Origin of the sequence: Sporosarcina thermotolerans, from assembly GCF_030067815.1 — a bacterium.
GTDB lineage: Bacteria > Bacillota > Bacilli > Bacillales_A > Planococcaceae > Sporosarcina > Sporosarcina thermotolerans.
Genome location: NZ_CP125968.1, coordinates 335,738 through 353,894 on the forward strand (window position 1 = coordinate 335,738; position 18,157 = coordinate 353,894).

Sequence of the window (18,157 nt, forward strand, 5' to 3'; positions counted from 1 at the left end):
TTTTTCCCGATGTCCATTTTGTCGGTGAAGATGCGTTCACTCTTCATGTTTGTATTCAGGGGGCAATCGAATCGGAAATCCGGGTAGCTGAGGAAGTTAATAAATTGAATGGCGATAGTATATAAAAAACGACTTCGTCGCCGAAGTCGTTTTTTATCATGCTTCTGTTTCTTGAAGTCTTCCTTTATATTTCTCTTTCGGTTCCAATCTCCCCTGCTGCCATCTAAGATAAATATTATTTGAAACCAACGAGAGGATAATGAAAATGGTACCAACATAGTCATAGGCAGTGACGCTTGCACCTTGAAAAATTTGAATGACCAATGTCGTAACGGGTACGAAGTTAAGGAATAGTAATCCATTTAAAGGCTTGATAACACTGACACCATAATTCCATCCGACCAAGGCAATAACGCCCGGGAAAATCACCATGAATGCAATATGAGGGCTTGTAATGATTATTGCTTCTGCGGTTGGTACAGTGACATAACCAGTCAACGTTACGACGAAAACTACAATTCCAGCAGTCACAGTTCCGAGCAAGCAGCTTAGAGTAGAATAACGTAAGGCTGACCAGCCATCACTACTGAATCTGCTACCACCCATCGTATAAACAACCCACCCAATGACCGCGATAAGAATCAATAAAGACGGGATGATGTCATTTGACGCTGTAAAGAAGGCACCAAAATCACCCTTCGTTACGACTAATGAAGCTCCTACAAACCCAATGAACACACAAAACATCGTAAATGCATGAGGTCGTTGCTTAATGAACAGCCAAGCGATGATGATGGAAATCATAGGCATCAACGATTCCATAATGGAGGCTATCATCGTGCCGGGATTACCCAACAGGTCTTGACCCCAGAAAATGAGCAGATTATAAACCGTAAAGGCCATCGTTCCGAAAAACCAAAGGGACCAACCTTTTCCTTCAAAGCGAAAAGCTTGTTTACCTTCCTTCCATAATAGCCAAACGAGTAAAATGATTGTTACGAAACCATAGCGAAAAAGAGTGAAGTAAAACGGGTCTAAATGATGAAACGCATGGTTCGCAACTGGAAACATCGCACCCCAGGATACTGCAGAAATCAAACATAAAATAGCGGCAACCAATATTCTGTTCTTCAATCTAAGATGTCTCCTTCAATTACCTTCTATATCCTCATTAAAGCACATTCATGATATCTCTCGAAATGAACAATATTGATGTTATCCATCTCAAATGGTGATACCATATAGTAAAGCAAGTTGGGGGGTCATCAAATGGAGTTCAAAGATTTAGAGATTTTTCAAATGGTTGCTATCAAAGGCACAATTACCGATGCTGCAAAAGAATTAAGTTACGTCCAGTCCAACATCACTTCAAGAATAAAAAAACTTGAGGCGGAAATGAATACAGCCCTTTTTAACCGCCATAATCGGGGAATGACGCTAACACCCGAAGGAAAAAAATTACTTGTCTATACCGAGAAAATTCTATCGCTGACAAATGAAATGAAAAAAGTCGTTCAAAGTAAAACTGAACCAGCAGGTAAACTCGAAATCGGAACGGTTGAGACAGTCATTAAATTACCAGTTATTTTATCTTCATATAGTAAGAAATATAAAAACGTCGACTTATCATTACATACAGGTGTAACTGAACAACTTCGAAACGATGTCTTGCATCACCGTTTGGACGGTGCTTTTGTGACCGAAATCGATCAACATCCCGAACTTGTTTCCCATAACGTCTTCGAGGAAGAACTCGTCTTACTATCGGACTGTTCTAATACATCGATAGAACAGCTTTTAGAGGAACCGATTCTTTGCTTCAGCAAGGGCTGTGGCTACCGGGCGAGACTTGCAAAATGGTTTAAAGATCAAAACATAACGCCTCAGAAAGTAATGGAGTTCGGGACGTTAGAAACAATATTAGGAAGCGTTTCAATGGGGCTTGGGATTACTTTTGTTCCAAAATCAGCTGTTGGTCATCTGGAAGAGCGAGGACTTGTCCATTGTCACTATCTACCTGAAAAGTATAGTAAGGTAAATACCATATTCGTCAGACGAAAAGACGCCTATTTAACGTCAACATTAGAGAGGTTTATCGAAACGTTCGAACAGGTTGAAGGCGTAATGCCTTATCCGCTTGCTTACTGACATAGTAAAAGCCTAATTTCTCGATTGCGCATGAGAAATTAGGCTTTGTAACAGTGTTATGCACTAACCTTATCTTTATCTGATCCGAAAAGTTTGTTATCCAAAGAGAATAATTGGCTTCCGCTTATCACTAATACAACTGCCATTGCCAATAAAGCTACATCTAATTCATAGCCTGCTGCTTCAGCACCCACAAATCCTACAGACAATTTTGCGGTAAAAATAGCACCAACCAGCACGATACCAATTAATGCAGAGACGATACGCGTTCCCACGCCTAAGATTAACGCAATTCCTCCAAGCAACTCAATAACAGCAACTACATAACCAAGGAAACCTAAAATACCAATGCTTTCAAACCAACCTGCTACATTTCCAAGACCCATTTGAAACTTTGCAATACCATGTAATAGGAATGTTAGCCCCAACACTACTCGAAGGATCAACAAACTCAACTCATATTTTTTATTCATTTTTTTATTCTCCTCTATCTTTTATTAATTTCATAAGAAACTTGCTAAAACTTTATTTACTTGTTGCTTTCCTTACTACTGGAGCTACCTTGGTAGCCAATAATTCAATACTCTTCACTACTTTTTCAAACGGTAAACCGCCAATATCGACTTGCGCCATGAACCGTTTATGACCAAATAGCTCGTACTGGCGTAGGATCTTCTCCACAATTTGCTCTGGGCTTCCTACGAACAATGCGGTATCAGGTGCCGTTAGTTGCTCAAATTCTGCAATTGACATTCTACCAGAAAACATTCCTCGTTGACTGTGTACAGCCGACCAATAATTTGAATAATACGGATAGAATTCTTCTTTCGCTTGTTGAGTCGTATCCGCAAGATACCCATGGCCTGTAACACCGACTTTGAGATCTTCAAGACGATGCCCAGCTGCTATTCCCGCCTCATGGTAAAGATCCACCAATGGCTTGAATCGTGCAGGGTCTCCCCCTAAGATTGCCAACGCCATCCCAACGCCTAATTTACCGGCACGGACCGCACTACTTGGGGTTCCACCAACACCAACCCATGTTGGCAATTCTTTTTGCAAGGGGCGGGGTGCAATTTCCGCATTCCTCAGTGGCGAACGGAAACGGCCGTCCCATGTCATTCTCTCGTTTTTGTTAAGCTTTAAAAACAATTCGATGTTCTCCGAGAACAAAGCGTCATAATCATTTGTGTCATATCCGAATAATGGAAATGATTCAATAAACGCTCCTCGACCTGCTATTATTTCTGCTCGCCCATCCGATAGCAAATCCAATGTTGCAAAGTCTTCAAACAGACGAACTGGGTCAACCGTACTTAATACGGTAGTCGCACTTGTCAGTTTGATTCGTTTAGTTATTTGGGCTATGGAGGCTAATACTACAGGTGGTGAAGAGACTGCATAGTCTAATCGATGATGTTCGCCCACACCGAAAATATCCAGACCAGCCTCATCAGCCAGTTTTGCTGCCTCCATAATCTCCTTCATTCTCTGCCCAGCGCTAATACTTTTACCTGAAATTGGATCCACCATTATATCTGCAAGTGTAAAGAGTCCGATTTCAATCAATTTATCCACCTCCTATTATCAATTCAATTAACTAATTGTTAGTTGCTTACTTTATGTAAGTTACTATACAATCAATATATAGGATAGTCAAGTAACTATTTTATAAATAATAATTCAATTATTTATTATTCCTCGTTATACTACTAGTAGGGAGCTGATCAAAATTGGAGAAGTCGATATGTCCGAGGTTTGAAAAGGCCATGGGTTTATTAAGCCAAAGGTGGACAGGTTTAATAATTTACCAGCTATTGTCCGGTCCGCAGCGATTTTGTAATATCGAAACATCGATTGGTGTAAGTGGTAGGGTTCTATCGGAGAGGTTAAAGGATCTGGAGAACGAAGGTATTGTGAAACGTGAGGTTTTTCCAGAGACGCCTGTTCGAATCGAATATACGTTAACTGAAAAAGGTAGATCCCTCGCGCCTCTTATGAAAGAAATAGAAACATGGTCACAAAATTGGCTACAAGTGTAGCTCGGTAAGTATTTGATATGCGAATAAAAATGTCCTCAGTTGAACTTATACAACTGAGGACGTTTTTGAGGTCATTACACATTTTCCACAGGGAACCAACCTTTTACGTTCATCATAAGCTCCCAAAGTGGCTCCGGCACTTGTAGAAGTGCTTGATCATTTGGATTAACCGTCGTTTTGATGTCTTTTTCATTACCCTGCTCCACTTTTTCAACCCATTCAGGTTCAACGATGAGCTCTCTGCCTAAAGCAATAAGAGGAATGCCTGTTTGCTCGAGTGCTTGTACTGCTTCGTCCGGTGTATGGATGGAGCCTACTCCGATAATCGGAACTCGATTTCCAACATACTCTGCAATAAGTTCCATTCGTGATTGTTTGCTATCAACTCCACGGCGAGGTTTGGACCAAAAATCAGTGATTCCCATATGAATATAATCTAATTCTGCCTCAACTAACGTATCAAGAAGAGCGAACGTCTCATTCATTGTAATTCCTGGCGTTTCCGGTTCTTCTGGAGTAAGTCTGTAACCTATGATAAAAGGTTGTAAAGCACACTCTGCAATGACTCTTTTCGTTTCTTCTATTACTGCGAGTGGAAAAGTAAGTCTTTCAAGGCTTCCTCCCCAACGATCTGTCCGTGTATTGGAATGAGGCGAGAAGAACTGTTGAAGTATATACCCGGTTGCACCGTGCAATTCGACACCATCAAATCCAGCCTCAATCGCACGGCGAGTTGCTTCCCCAAAATCCTTAATCAATTCAACAACTTCTTCATCACTCAAACTGCGCGGTGTCTTATCGATACTGTAAAAACCACGATCAAGACGAGGTGCCACACTACTTGCACTGACCGTTTCCCCATTCGGAATTAAGTGTGGTACTGCCAACCTTCCCCCATGATAAAGTTGCAATACAGCTTTTGAGCCTTTTTCCTTTATCGAAGAAGCAACACGTCTCAAGCTCGGAATCATCGTATCCCGATCTGCTGCGAACTGTCCTTCGAAACCTTTCCCATTTGCTTGTATGTATGCACAAGCCGTAATGACCATGGCGGGTCCATTCGAACGGGCCGCATAGTAGGTCAGTTCTGCATCAGAGGCGGTATCATCTGGATTTGCTGAAAACGTAGTCATTGGTGCCATGACTATTCGGTTTTTTAATTGAACACCATTTTTGAGAGTAAATGGTTCAAATAATGGTTTGTATATCTCTTTCATCATTGATTTCATTCTCCTTCCTTTAGTGAAAAACACTATCTATCTTTGCAATTCATTATCTGTCGCATGCCAAGTTCCTTTGATATCTCTTTACTGACTGTTAGTACCTTATTCGTCAATCCTCTTAGGAGCGTCTTTTTCATTTTGTCTATGGGCCCAGCTATAGCAACTGCTGCAACTACACGATTTTCATGGAATACCGGTGCGGCAATGCAACGAACCCCAATAAATCGTTCTTCATCATCAATGGCAAACCCTTGTTGTTTTATCACATCCAAGTGGTGTGAAAACATTTCTATATCTACAAATGTATTGTCAGTGGCTTGATGAAATGGAAGCTGTGAAAATGTTTCTTGTTGTTCAGTCGGTATCAAGTTTTCCAATATGACTTTACCAAGTGCACTGATATGGGATGGGGAACGGTTCCCAATCTCGGGATGGTACGGTTCTGTAAAGGGTGGTTTAATCATTTGCTTCATCACCACGTCAGTTCCTTCCAGCACCCCGATATATACTCCTTCAGCTTCATTTACGCCCAATTGGTAAGGTGCCTGCAACTCAGTCCAGTTAATGGAGCTTTCACATCCATTCACTTGAAACTTTTTATCATTCCGTACAAAATAATTGTCATTTTTTATAACATAGTTCATACTTTCCAAGGTACTAAGCAACCGAAAAACCGTTGTTTTATTTAAATCCAAGGCCTTTGAAATTTCCGTCAGTGTCAGAAATTTTCTCTCCTGTAGTATATCTAATATTTGAAGCCCCTTTTTTAATGTCGAAACTTCATATTTACTCATCGGTTTCACCTCGTCCCTGAAGTCAGCTTAAGATACCTTCTATTCAGATACAACTACTCAGCATTTTGTTTCACTATTTGAAACTCGAAATTTATATTATGGATATATGTGTGAAATTAATTCATACCGCGGTTTACGGGATGCCCGATTCGATCTATGGGATGTTGCGGAAATTCTACGGGAAGTCCGACGTGTTCTATGGGAAGTCGAGGCACTTCTATGGGAAGTCCAACGTGTTCTATGGGAAGTCGAGGCACTTCTATGGGAAGTCCAACGTGTTCTATGGGAAGTCGAGGCACTTCTACGGGAAGTCGCAGCACCTCTACGAGAAGTCACTCAAGATAAAGTCTTGTATAATGTAGATAATTAGCCCGGAGACTCTATAAGACATGAATTTACGATGGCTGCAAGGAGCAAACGTATGAAATCAAAACTAACATGGCATCATATGTACCAATCGGAAGCTGCACGGATCATATTTATCGCCCTGTTGACAGCGATTACCGGCGAATTGAAAGTGATTCCGTTTGCGGGCGAAACATTTCGTTTTGCGCTCGGCGGAATTGTATTTTTTTTGCTGATTTTAATTTATCCACCTAAATCAGTTTTACGGACGGGATTTGTCACTTCAGTGGTGGTCGTCTTGTTCCGTATTATCGAGCAACTCTGGCTCGGTGCTGATTTGGCGGAAAGTGTTCAAATGCATTTGCCTGTTTTTTTATTTTATATCTTGTTTGCAATGGGCTGGCATTTTGTAGGTTTGGAGAAGTTTAAATCGCATCCCCTTCAACTTGGTGCACTTGCGTTTTTGTTTGAAATTGTAGGCAATACTGCGGAACACGCAGTACGTAATTGGTGGACGGCACATTACTTGCTCGATCTGAAGGAGTGGTCGATTTTAGTTGGTGTGGCATTGCTCCGCAGCTTCTTTACTGTTGGACTTTATAGTTCCGTCGCTCTGTCGAAAGAAAAGCAACGTGTCCGGGAAATATTAGGAATCGGTTCTGAACTGTATGCAGAAACGTTATATTTGCAGAAATCTATGGATCATATGGAGCGTATTACTGCATCAAGCTATGACTTGTACCGCAAGTTGCAGCAAGAACACCAGCGCCCGTTAGGCATCCAGGCATTGCAAATTGCACAAGAGATCCACGAAGTGAAAAAAGATTCACAACGAATATTAGCAGGACTCTCGCAATTGACGAAACGGGAGGAAATGTCGGTTTTTTCTTTATCCACAGTGATGGAAATGGTGCAATCGGCGAATCATAAATACAGTAAAATGCTTGGCAAGCAGGTGACTTTTCACATTAGACAAACTTCGGACTTCCAGACCGAACAGCAAATCCTGCTACTGGCAATATTAAATAACCTTGTGGCGAATGCCGTGGAAGCAATTGAGCGTACAGGGACTGTCCGCATGATAGTGAGTCAAACAGAGGGACAAGTCTGTTTTCAGATCATAGATGATGGAAAAGGAATTTCAGCCGATCACGAGATGTTAATTTTCGAACCCGGATTCACGACAAAATATGGCGATCATGGTGCACAGGCCACTGGAATTGGTTTGTCCATGTGAAAGCAATTACCGAGTCGCTCGGAGGAAGCGTTGAGGTAATTGCATCGGAAAAGGGAACTCATTTCAAAGTTAAGATCCCCCTTGAAAGGCTACAAAAATGAGGTGTGTGATGTAATGAGGTATTTCATAATTGATGACGATAAGGTATCCCGTTCCATGTTGAAATCTATTATCGTTGAACAGCGGCTGGGAATAGTCGTTGGTGAATCGGATGGTAGTTTGAAAACACTTGAACAGGTGCATACACTATCGCCAAATCTTGTCCTGATTGATTTGCTGATGCCTGAAATGGACGGGATTGAAATGATCCGGCAGTTGAAGGCACAAGGATTTCGGGGGCAATTTGTAATGCTGTCCCAAGTCGTCAACAAAGAGATGGTAGGGGAAGCGTACCAGGCAGGTGTGGAGTTTTTCATCCACAAGCCGATCAACCGCATTGAAGTTGAAAACGTATTGCGACAAACCATCGAAAAGATTCAACTAATGCAGTCCCTTGTAACTATCCGCGATACGCTTTCGTATATTGGCTCTCCTTCCCCGCAAAAAGTTGGCCGCTCCCTTAAGGAAGTAGTGCTCTCAATTTTGCAAGACATGGGTATAGCCGGCGAAAATGGCAGCGCGGATATGTTAAATATAATGGAAGTGTTGACGGAACAGCGAAGCGATGCGGCAATCCCTCCGCTAAAGCAGCTCTACGAAATGGTTGCACGGAAAATGGGTGTTGCGGAATCTGAGCTGCCTAAAGAAGTGAAGGCAATGGAGCAACGCATCCGTCGGTCCATAACCGTTGCAATTGACCATTTGGCATCACTTGGTGCAGTGGACTATACAATCCATGAGTTTGAATATTACGCCCCTCGCTTTTTTGATTTCCAGGAGATTTCAACACGAATGAAACAAATACAAAACGAAGAGACGCCAAACCGGCCAGTAAAAGTTCAAGTGAAAAAGTTTTTACTGATGCTTTACAAAGAAACAATTGAACAGCAAAATAACTTTTTGTAGGTTTACGTAGATTCTTGTAGTTTCCCTTTACAATAAAAAAACACGCTTCAGAAAGCGCTTCCAATCCAGATGTAAAGGGGGACTTACTATGAAAAAGAAATTTAAAATCTCTTTAGCATATCAAATATTGATTGGTCTTGCTCTCGGTATTGCAGTAGGGGCAATCTTCTATGGTAATCCGAATGTCGAGACTTATTTACAGCCACTTGGTACGATGTTTATCAACATGATTAAAATGATTGTTGTGCCAATCATCATTTCTACATTAATCGTCGGTGTAGCGGGCACAGGTGATATGAAACAATTAGGTAAACTTGGCGGTAAAACGCTTATTTACTTTGAAATTGTGACGACTATCGCTATTTTGGTTGGTCTATTTGCTGCAAATATCTTCAAGCCGGGTGTCGGTATCGATATGTCCGTATTGCAAAAAGGAAATATCGATAAATATGTCCAGACGACAACAGAGGTTCAAAACAATGGTTTCATGGATGTTCTTGTTAGTATCGTTCCAAGTAATATCGTAGACGCGATGGCGAATGCGAACATGCTATCAATTATTTTCTTCTCTGTACTGTTCGGTTTAGGCGTTGCAGCTATTGGTGAACGCGGTAAGCCGGTATTGGCATTTTTCCAAGGCGTTGCAGATGCAATGTTCTTCGTTACGAACCTGATCATGAAATTTGCTCCAATCGGGGTGTTCGCACTTATCGGAGTGACTGTTTCAAAGTTTGGCTTAGAATCACTTATTCCAATGGGTAAATTGATGATTTTAGTTTACGCAACAATGGCGTTCTTCATTATATTTGTGTTAGGTGGAATTGCAAAAATGGTTGGGGTTAATATCTTCTCCTTCCTGAAACTATTGAAGGAAGAATTGATTCTTGCCTATTCTACATCCAGTTCAGAAACAGTATTGCCGAAGGTCATGGAAAAAATGGAGAAGTTCGGCGCACCAAAAGATATTGTTTCATTCGTTGTGCCAACTGGCTATTCTTTCAACTTGGACGGTTCGACTTTGTATCAAGCACTTGCTGCCATTTTCATCGCGCAAATGTACGGTATCGATTTAAGCATTATGGATCAAATAATGCTCGTCCTTGTATTAATGATCACTTCCAAAGGGATTGCGGGCGTACCTGGCGTATCATTCGTCGTATTGCTTGCAACACTTGGCACAGTGGGTATTCCAGTTGAGGGATTGGCGTTAATCGTAGGGATTGACCGTTTGCTCGACATGGCACGTACAGTTGTCAATGTCGTAGGAAACTCTTTGTCTACAGTTGTCATTTCAAAATGGGAAGGCCGCTTTGGCGAGGAACCGAAACAGGAAGAAGAAAAACAGCAATTCGTTCCCGCTGAAGAGAAATTGGTATAATAAAAAACACTGTCTGGCATTTGCCGGGCAGTGTTTTTTTACTTTATGTCAGCCGCATCGTGTTAATGCTTTATATCGTTACACCTAAGAACTGCTTTTGTATGTTAATAAAGTAAGCGTCACAGAAAGTCAGTTTTACTGATTTTCTGTGATGCTTACTTCTCCATTGGATTTAATTATCAAATGAACTGTTATTATCTTGCTTATTATTTCTCTGGCTCAATATAAGGAACAATCTCCGCCGTAGCCCCCACGGATGCCCCGCGAATAAAGTCCTCATTAACTAACGCTTTAAAACTTTGTGTTCGACCGGTCAGCATGACTCCCAAAATTTTCACATCTTTAAACTTCTTGTCTTTATTTTCTTTTAAAAACTCTTGAATCACCTCGTTATAACCCTTCGAATCATACACTTCAAGCGAAGCAATAAAGTTATCGTATGCATCCATTGTAGAATTGGATGGACTGAACCCATACACCGGCATTCCAGCTGGACCATTACTCTCGTCCCCTATTTGGGATGCCATATATAACCATACAATGTTCAAGTTTTCCGGGATTTTCCCTTGAATCTCTTGCCATGTATACGGTTGGTCAAAAGAAACCGCCACTTCAGCAACTTGATTCTTCACTTGCGAGATTTCGTTCAGTTTATTTTCCACTACATGATATTGCTGGATGGCTGGATGATAAAATGTGGCCACTTTGTTTTTTGTTTGCTTGTCATACTCGTAGAATTCCTTATCGGACCAGAAAAACCCCGGTATTAATTCATTGTGATCAATATCATTGCGTAGCCAGCCGTAAGAACTTGTCAGGGTGCTCCACTGCACTAAATAGCCGTTAATATTTTTCGAACGGTTCGTCACAATATTGCCCCCAAACATGGAACGATTGCTTGTAACTTGTGAGTCAATTCGAATATTCGGCTCCGCAATTGCATTATGCAGAAAGAGTTGTTTGTGTAGACTAGTAGAACCTTTCGCAGCAAAGTAATTTCCGGTTTTATAAAGAATCGGCAATGAAATCAGTACGACCGCCAACGAGATAATAACTATTTTAAGATATTGCCTTCGTTTTGCTTTTTTCAGTGCGTTTTTCAATGATTGATCCATTATCTTTCCCTCCTGTTTGTGTGCACGGATTGACGGGCACGGTATAACTTCTGTTTAACGCTGGTCGTTTTAATGCATAGAATTTCTGCAATTTCTTCATAGGAGAAATCGTAGTAGTATTTTAGAAAGAAAAGCTCTTTATATCTTTACGGACGTCTTGCAGTAAATAAAGAATCTCATCTTTATTTAACAAAGTGTCCAGTTCATAGTTTTCTTGTGATAACTTTGAATAAATTTCATCGGTTAGTATCGTATTCCGCCTTTCCTTTTTTCGTTTAAAATCAATATGCTCATTCAGCGCCACCCTGAAAAACCACGGGCGGAGATTGCTTTCATCTATAGCATCCAGCAGTGTATACACTTTATAAAAAGTATTTTGTACGATATCTTCCGCATCCTCCTTTTTTGCTCCTTTCGCACGCAATAAACTCTGCACTTCCCCTCCTAAAAGGATAAGATAGGAGGCGAATCTATCCTCTTTCTCACATCATTTTTCCTCCCTCTCTACCTATACAACGAATAAGTGGATGTAAAGGTATACACTTTGTTTTCAACACAAGAAAGGCCATTCGGGAGACGAATAGCCTTTCTTGTATATTTTCATTTGTCGGATTGAATGCTATATACTTCTATCGCATTAATCGTATCATTTCCCGGTACTGTCGTACTGATATAAGCAGTGCTGGAATCATCGCTCCAATAACCGGTCATCGAAATTACGGCATATAAGTCTGCATTTTGCATAAGTATTGTCGGTTTGCTTAGTTGTCCTTCCACAAACTCCGCTACATAGACATTCGTTTTAAATTCTTTCCCTACTTGCACCGGTGTATCGAATATTATTTTACTCTGATCCGGCGATAGTTTATAAAACGGCACCCATATGCCTTCTTTATCCTTCCCACCCGCAACGAGCTGTGTCACATCACCCGTTGATAGATTCAGCGTATAAATACCCGATTTACCTTTGTATACATCATTGAAAATTATTGTCTGCTCATTAAGGAACTGAAAACGATTCATCGAATCTATACCTTCCAAAGACGATAGTTTCCTGACTTCCCCATTATCCAATAAATGATATAGGCCATATCCTTCTTTTAATGAATTTCCTGCAATATAGATTCCTTCTTCGCTTGATTGGAATGAATTAATCGCCATTCCGTTACTATCAAAGATTTCATCGATATCCCAACTGAACTTTTGCTCGGTTTTCAACACAGTCTTTTCCACCCTGAAAACTTCGCTCGTATTGATTACCTGGATTACTGTTGCACCCACAGCGTCTCCAAAGTAGGTACTCCACTCTTCCGACCCGTTGCCAATGAATGTTTTCGTACCGCTTTGAAAATCATGGACATAAAATTTTTCATTTACATACGATATCGCCCGCTCTTCATTCTCCGATATAAGGGTAAACGGTACATCCATCAGTTTTTCCTCGTTTTTACTCTCTACATCATAAAGATACGTCGCATTATGTTGATTGAAATACAACCGCTCTCCTTTAAAGCCCGTGTAATCCGCTTTAATGTCAATCGGAATCATAGCTTCATGCGTGATGAGCAGATGGCTTTCATCCAACGCACTCTCAAGCTTTACATTGTCACTGAGCGTTACTGTCTTTGATGCTGCCTTCCCTGAAATGGAGCAGCCGGCCGTCATCATGGTGCTCAATGTGAGCATTGCTGCTATTCCATGCCATTTTCTTTTCATGTTCATAACCTCCTGTTAGATGCTTACAGATCGATCATAAGAAAATGTTGTTGCCAAGCATGCCTTACATGTTTCCAACATGTTTCTGCCGAGGAAGTTTTATGCTAATTCGGGCATGTCCGTTTCTCTCTTGAAACTGGATCATACCGTGATGACGAGCTATAATATCCGCACAGATGAATAATCCCAAGCCTGAACTGCCTTCCATTTTACTGTGCACGAACGGTTCAAATATATTGTCCGCAATGGCTGGTGGAATCGGCGCACATGGATTGGTCACCGTGATTTTTTCGTCTACAATGATTTCTACAGAGCCCCCCGGCGTTCCGTGCAGAATAGCATTATTGACCACATTCATGAAGAGCTGCCGGATTTCATCCGGATTGCCCTGCATAATATAGGGGCGGCCTTTCAGGTGAATCTTCATATGACGCGGATCTGCCAGCACTAGAAGATCTTCACAGACGGATTGCATGATCGGGCACACATCGATCATTTCATGGCTACTATTAGACATGAGCGATTGGTATTTTGATAACGCAAGTAATTGAGTTACCATTTCATTCAATCGCTCACTTTCATTTCTAATTTTCTTAGAGGCTCTTTGCAGGAATTCAAGGTCATCAAATTCCCTCTCCCCAATGATTTGGGCATAACCCGAAATGGTCGCTAATGGTGTCTTCAGTTCATGTGTAACGTTATGGAGAAAAGCCGTACGTTTTTCTTCTAATAACAAAACCTTTCTTTCTCCTGTTCAATCGTTTGGATATGCTGCTGGATTTGCAATTGCATCTGCTGAAAGTTGTGAGCCAGTTCTCCGATTTCATCCGTTGCCTTGTTTGCAGCAATCGGCTCATAATCGCCTGTCGTCATTCTTTTCGTTGCAGTTGTCACTTCTTTTACTCTTCGAATGAATTGATTGGATAATAGCAACGACATCAAATAAACGCCAACAAACAAAAGTATGGTCATCACGGTGAAAGTCCGGAGCAGGATTTTATTATGTAAGAAAACATCCGTGTAATCCGCTGTAAATCGGACAACCCCATACAGAGTATTATTCAGATAGACTGGATAAGCGAAATAGAGGAGCGTTCCCCCCTCCCGCAGCTGCTGAATGGTATAAGCAGATTGGTTTTGAAAGGCTCGTTTTAATTCCTCGCTGCTACTCTCCCCTACGTTCTCCTGAAATTGTTGCTGCTCCATTAAAAGAGGCCGATTAATCGGCACCGCTTCATACAAAAACTGCCCTTCACGATTGTAAAGAGCTACACTTTGGCCATTTAACTTACTTAATTCATTCGCTAACTTATCACTATGTTCAACTACGAAGTTCCCACTTTCCGGATGCAGCTGCCCAAATTGTTTTATGAATTGCGTCGACGAATATTGCAAGGAGGCGACTGTTTCCTCGAGATTGGTCATTGTATTTTTTTCTAACATCTTCGCCATGGTTTGATTGCTTAAAACGGCTGCAATGAAAAATACAATGAAAAAACCAATGAAAAACTTTTTCCGGATCGTTAGTTTCATTGCTTATTGTCCTCTCATTCTATAACCCACACCGAATACCGTCTCAATTAGGGATGGATTGAGCTTTTTACGAATACGTTGTACATGTACATCCACTGTCCGCAACCCGCCCTCATAATCCATTTCCCATACCGTATCGAGGATTTCCTCCCTTGAAAAAACTCGACTTCGATTTTGGGCGAATAACAATAATAATTCGAACTCCTTCGGCTTCAAAGCAATCAATTCTCCATCTTTGATAACGGAATGAGCACGAGAGTCGATATGGATACTCTCAGTAATATGGAGCAAGCGTGACGGCGTTTGGTTACGCCGTAGCAGCACATTTACACGCGCGAGAACTTCCCGAATATCGAACGGTTTCGTCATATAATCGTCTGCCCCAAGCTCCAGCCCAACCACCTTATCTACAATATCATCACGCGCCGTCAGCATGAGAATTGGGGTAGTCGTCATGGCGGTTATCTTTTTGCACAGCACAAAGCCCGTCGTATCCGGAAGCATGAGATCTAAAATAATGAGATCGATTTCAATCCCCTGAAGAACTTCCAATGCCTTTGCACCTGATGTTGCCCCAATGACCCGGAACCCCGCTTTCCGTAAAGCATACGACAAAATATCATAGATCGATTCTTCGTCTTCTATAATCAAGATTGTCTTTTGTACATGGTCCATTTTCATCTTCTCCTACATCTTAGCTTCCTCTAGTATAGCGTGAAGTTGTTGCTAAGTTGTTGCCTGCAATACTAAAAAAGATAGAGTGAGCCGATATCATTCTGCCCTCTATCCTTTTCACCTACAGTCAATACTCGAAAACTAGTGAACCTACAAGCCTGCCTGTATTAAATTTATACTGCCGTCCTCATCCATTCTTTGCCACTCCCGAACATTAGTAAAATGACGCGCCAATTTATTCGCCGTTATCGTTACACTTTCCGGATAATCAAGAACTTCCAGTAGTTTGATGGCATTTCTGGTTTCAGAAGGCCCAGGATGAATTTTATAATCAAAGATTACTTTGCCATCTACAATCGATTCTCTGAAATGATAATTAGTATATAGTTCGCCAGTTATTTCTGTAAGTTCAATATCATGGGAGGCAATGATTGTCATGCCTTTATTTACTGATAGCCACTCCATTATTGCAGCTGATGCTGAAATTCTTTCAACCGTATTCGTCCCTTTTAGAATCTCATCAATGAATGAGATAATTGGTTTCTGTTCCTCGCTCAGCTTGATAATTCTTTTTAGAGATTTAATTTCCGCGATAAAATAACTGTCCCCGTCTAACACACTGTCTTGAATTGCCATGGATGTGACTATATAACTTTGTTTCATCGTCCATTTACTGGCCAATACAGTGTTAATCGTTTGTGCCAAAATAGCATTAATAGCGACAGCTTTTATATAAGTAGACTTTCCTGAAGCATTAGATCCAGTGAGAAGGACCGTTTTACCGAGGGCTGAGGAATTCGTAACCGGATCTTTCAGAAGGGGATGAGCCAAATTCTTGAATTCAAGCTCTTCAGTATCCACAAAAGTAGGCACCGTATAAAATGACAGATACTTACGGTAATATGCAACCGCAATCGCCGCGTCAAGTTCACCAATTGACTCCCATAATTGCTTATACGTATTTCGATACTTCACAACCGTTTTGACAATTTGGTTGTAGGCAATGAAATCTAGGTAAAAATACAATCCGGACATACTCGAACAAAACATCAAAGTCTCCGCCCGTGTTTCCGCCTATCGACAACACTTTACCCCAAAAAGAAGTTTTTCTTAAACCCTTTCCTTCACCTTTAAAAATGTCCTTATAAATAGCGAATCGAGAATGATGAATGGATGTTAGTCGTTTTCCCGTGCCTATAATAGCCGCCACATATGTAACAGAGTGCAAATCATTATCCAATCGATTTTTATTCCTGTAATACACTACAAGATTTAATGTGAATGAACTGAACAGACCGATTGCCCCATATTTCAAACTAAAGAACATAAGAATGATGACGCAATCGGCAAACAAGCTAAGACGATATACATATATACATGCTTAAGCTTTTCATGATTGAAATTAAAAAAGTAAGAGGAGGTATTTGCATGATTGCGTTTTCCCAAATTCGATAAAATGAGAAGCACCTTTTCTCTTAACTGATCATCATTGGCTAAAAATTGATAAAGCTCTTCTTTCTCATGAACACCCTTAAGTTTCGGGTCAATATCTCGCAATTGGTTAAATAAATACTCGGAACCAACACTTGTCTGTGTGTAATTAAGTTTTCCAAAGACTTCATTCATTGAAAGGTCATCCCACGTCAACTGGTCTACACCAGCATAACTTTCTGCCGACCCTTTCTTATTCTCCCAATATGAAGAAACGGATGATAAATCCTCACCAAAAACATAATACGTCCCACTATCCCACTCTTGTCGCAGCTTTTTTAATTTCTTTTGATTTCTTGTTAAAAAATGATAGGTAATGATAAGAATTGCAGCAATGATAATTACTAAAACCGGACTCATCGTAACAGCACCTTCTTCCTACCTCCTTATACGAACCCATTTTTCATAGGTTTCATTTAAACAAAAAAATCGACCTCCTATTGGATAGTCGATTTTATCGGGGCTACTAATTCTTCGTATTATTCTGTTGCCGTAAAATAGAACTCCCCTAAAACTTGCTTCGCTTGATATTCATCTGAAGAAAGCTCTTTTTTAATGAAAGATTCAACGTCAGATTTCTCTACATCGTACATTACTTCAATTTCTTTCGAGAATAAAGTTTTTTCTTTTTTAAGTAACGCAGAAAGTGGTGTCTGTTGCTTAGGTTGCAGTTCCTCTTTGTTAAGAACTTGTTTTAGTCCTTCAACATAGTATTCAAACGGGCGGCCACCAACAATTTTGACACCTTTGTTTTCCTCATTCATCATAATAATAGTTGGGAAACCTCTTGCGCCCAAGTTTCTTACTAAAGCAAAGTCTTCATTCAATAATTGTTGTCCAATTGGCTGTTCAGCTTCTGTTACGATAGCTTTTCCATCCAGACCAAGTTTACTTACAATCTCAATGAGGACGGATTGATCCGATACGTTTTGATTGAAAGCAAAAAGTTCTTCTCTTGCACGGCGTAAATATTCATTCGCTTTTTCATCGCCATGGTTTTTTTGGATAACTTTAAACACACGTGAAGCCGGATATGAAGATTGTACTGGATTATCAATCATTAAAGAACCATCAATCGGCATTCTTGAGTGTTCCCTACCTCTCTCCAATGACCGGCAACGTCAGCTGGTTTATAAATACCGTTTGCAGGATCAATTGGTCCGTCATGCCATTTTTCCAGCAAACCACCCATAACTGTGTGTAATTCAAAGTAATTTCCGTACTGTTCTATAAAGCGGCCAAATACAGGTTCAATTGCCCAACAATGAGAACAAATAGGATCCGTCACATAATAAAGTCTAATTGTTTTTTCCGGTTGATTAAAATCAATGACTTCCATTTCTTCTTCCCCAGCTACTCCGCAGACACCTGTTTCCATATCACAAACCATATTATTCATGTCTTTCAATTTACTTCTCCTCCATTCAAGTTTTTTTACATTTATTTACCTTATGA

At 40.7% G+C, this 18,157-nt stretch carries 18 protein-coding genes and 2 pseudogenes; 6 read left to right on the top strand and 14 right to left on the bottom strand.

Features of this window, described 5'->3' with window-relative positions; translation table 11 throughout:
* Positions 1-156: 156 nt before the first annotated feature.
* The gene (locus tag QNH10_RS01925) at positions 157-1,134 is read right to left on the bottom strand and encodes a DMT family transporter (protein WP_283733328.1); all 978 of its coding nucleotides are present in this window, start codon (positions 1,132-1,134) and stop codon (positions 157-159) included.
* A 135-nt stretch (positions 1,135-1,269) separates the two neighbouring features.
* Between QNH10_RS01925 and QNH10_RS01930 the strand changes: the two genes are divergently transcribed.
* Positions 1,270-2,148 (top strand): LysR family transcriptional regulator, encoded by an 879-nt coding sequence (locus QNH10_RS01930; protein ID WP_283733329.1) that lies wholly within the window; start codon positions 1,270-1,272, stop codon positions 2,146-2,148.
* A 56-nt stretch (positions 2,149-2,204) separates the two neighbouring features.
* Here QNH10_RS01930 and QNH10_RS01935 read toward each other — a convergent pair whose 3' ends face one another.
* Together QNH10_RS01935 and QNH10_RS01940 are read right to left on the bottom strand one after the other, a co-directional pair.
* Positions 2,205-2,621, bottom strand: a complete 417-nt coding sequence (locus tag QNH10_RS01935; protein WP_283733330.1) for a DoxX family protein — start codon at positions 2,619-2,621, stop codon at positions 2,205-2,207.
* A gap of 52 nt (positions 2,622-2,673) precedes the next feature.
* A complete protein-coding gene (locus QNH10_RS01940) occupies positions 2,674-3,681 on the bottom strand; it encodes an LLM class flavin-dependent oxidoreductase (RefSeq protein ID WP_283734543.1) in 1,008 nt (335 codons plus the stop codon).
* 200 nt (positions 3,682-3,881) lie between these two features.
* Between QNH10_RS01940 and QNH10_RS01945 the strand changes: the two genes are divergently transcribed.
* Positions 3,882-4,190 (top strand): winged helix-turn-helix transcriptional regulator, encoded by a 309-nt coding sequence (locus QNH10_RS01945; RefSeq protein ID WP_283733331.1) that lies wholly within the window; start codon positions 3,882-3,884, stop codon positions 4,188-4,190.
* A 74-nt stretch (positions 4,191-4,264) separates the two neighbouring features.
* Here QNH10_RS01945 and QNH10_RS01950 read toward each other — a convergent pair whose 3' ends face one another.
* Both QNH10_RS01950 and QNH10_RS01955 read right to left on the bottom strand, forming a co-directional pair.
* The gene (locus QNH10_RS01950; RefSeq protein ID WP_283734544.1) at positions 4,265-5,407 is read right to left on the bottom strand and encodes an NADH-dependent flavin oxidoreductase; all 1,143 of its coding nucleotides are present in this window, start codon (positions 5,405-5,407) and stop codon (positions 4,265-4,267) included.
* A gap of 35 nt (positions 5,408-5,442) precedes the next feature.
* Positions 5,443-6,207, bottom strand: coding sequence for an IclR family transcriptional regulator (locus tag QNH10_RS01955; RefSeq protein ID WP_283733332.1), 765 nt, complete (start codon positions 6,205-6,207; stop codon positions 5,443-5,445).
* A 106-nt stretch (positions 6,208-6,313) separates the two neighbouring features.
* Between QNH10_RS01955 and QNH10_RS01960 the strand changes: the two genes are divergently transcribed.
* From QNH10_RS01960 to QNH10_RS01975, 4 genes are all read left to right on the top strand, one after another.
* A complete protein-coding gene (locus QNH10_RS01960) occupies positions 6,314-6,577 on the top strand; it encodes a hypothetical protein (RefSeq protein WP_283733333.1) in 264 nt (87 codons plus the stop codon).
* Between the two features lie 51 nt (positions 6,578-6,628).
* Positions 6,629-7,789 (top strand): ATP-binding protein, encoded by a 1,161-nt coding sequence (locus tag QNH10_RS01965; protein ID WP_283733334.1) that lies wholly within the window; start codon positions 6,629-6,631, stop codon positions 7,787-7,789.
* Between the two features lie 114 nt (positions 7,790-7,903).
* Complete coding sequence (locus QNH10_RS01970; protein WP_283733335.1) at positions 7,904-8,794, top strand: response regulator; 891 nt, start codon at positions 7,904-7,906, stop codon at positions 8,792-8,794.
* An 88-nt stretch (positions 8,795-8,882) separates the two neighbouring features.
* On the top strand, positions 8,883-10,172 hold the full coding sequence (locus tag QNH10_RS01975; RefSeq protein WP_283733336.1) for a cation:dicarboxylate symporter family transporter: 1,290 nt from the start codon (positions 8,883-8,885) through the stop codon (positions 10,170-10,172).
* A gap of 206 nt (positions 10,173-10,378) precedes the next feature.
* On the opposite strand, the gene QNH10_RS01980 is transcribed toward QNH10_RS01975, so the two are convergent.
* The 9 genes and pseudogenes from QNH10_RS01980 to QNH10_RS02020 form a co-directional block, all read right to left on the bottom strand.
* Positions 10,379-11,287, bottom strand: a complete 909-nt coding sequence (locus QNH10_RS01980) for a sigma factor regulator N-terminal domain-containing protein (protein ID WP_283733337.1) — start codon at positions 11,285-11,287, stop codon at positions 10,379-10,381.
* Positions 11,287-11,741, bottom strand: a pseudogene (locus tag QNH10_RS01985) (RNA polymerase sigma factor). The gene QNH10_RS01980 and the pseudogene QNH10_RS01985 overlap by 1 nt, the downstream one beginning before the upstream one ends.
* Before the next feature lie 146 nt (positions 11,742-11,887).
* On the bottom strand, positions 11,888-13,003 hold the full coding sequence (locus QNH10_RS01990; protein WP_283733338.1) for a TolB-like translocation protein: 1,116 nt from the start codon (positions 13,001-13,003) through the stop codon (positions 11,888-11,890).
* Between the two features lie 64 nt (positions 13,004-13,067).
* Positions 13,068-13,739 carry a sensor histidine kinase gene (locus tag QNH10_RS01995; RefSeq protein WP_283733339.1) on the bottom strand — a complete coding sequence of 224 codons (672 nt, stop codon included), beginning with the start codon at positions 13,737-13,739 and terminating at the stop codon, positions 13,068-13,070.
* Positions 13,730-14,536, bottom strand: coding sequence for a HAMP domain-containing protein (locus QNH10_RS02000; RefSeq protein WP_283733340.1), 807 nt, complete (start codon positions 14,534-14,536; stop codon positions 13,730-13,732). Before QNH10_RS02000 ends, QNH10_RS01995 begins: the two co-directional genes overlap by 10 nt.
* A 3-nt stretch (positions 14,537-14,539) precedes the next feature.
* The gene (locus tag QNH10_RS02005; protein ID WP_317941186.1) at positions 14,540-15,211 is read right to left on the bottom strand and encodes a response regulator transcription factor; all 672 of its coding nucleotides are present in this window, start codon (positions 15,209-15,211) and stop codon (positions 14,540-14,542) included.
* A 150-nt stretch (positions 15,212-15,361) separates the two neighbouring features.
* Positions 15,362-16,261, bottom strand: a complete 900-nt coding sequence (locus QNH10_RS02010; protein WP_283733342.1) for a MutS-related protein — start codon at positions 16,259-16,261, stop codon at positions 15,362-15,364.
* A gap of 261 nt (positions 16,262-16,522) precedes the next feature.
* Positions 16,523-17,062, bottom strand: a complete 540-nt coding sequence (locus tag QNH10_RS02015) for a hypothetical protein (protein WP_283733343.1) — start codon at positions 17,060-17,062, stop codon at positions 16,523-16,525.
* 119 nt (positions 17,063-17,181) lie between these two features.
* Positions 17,182-18,092: pseudogene (locus tag QNH10_RS02020) on the bottom strand (DsbA family protein).
* Positions 18,093-18,157: the final 65 nt, after the last annotated feature.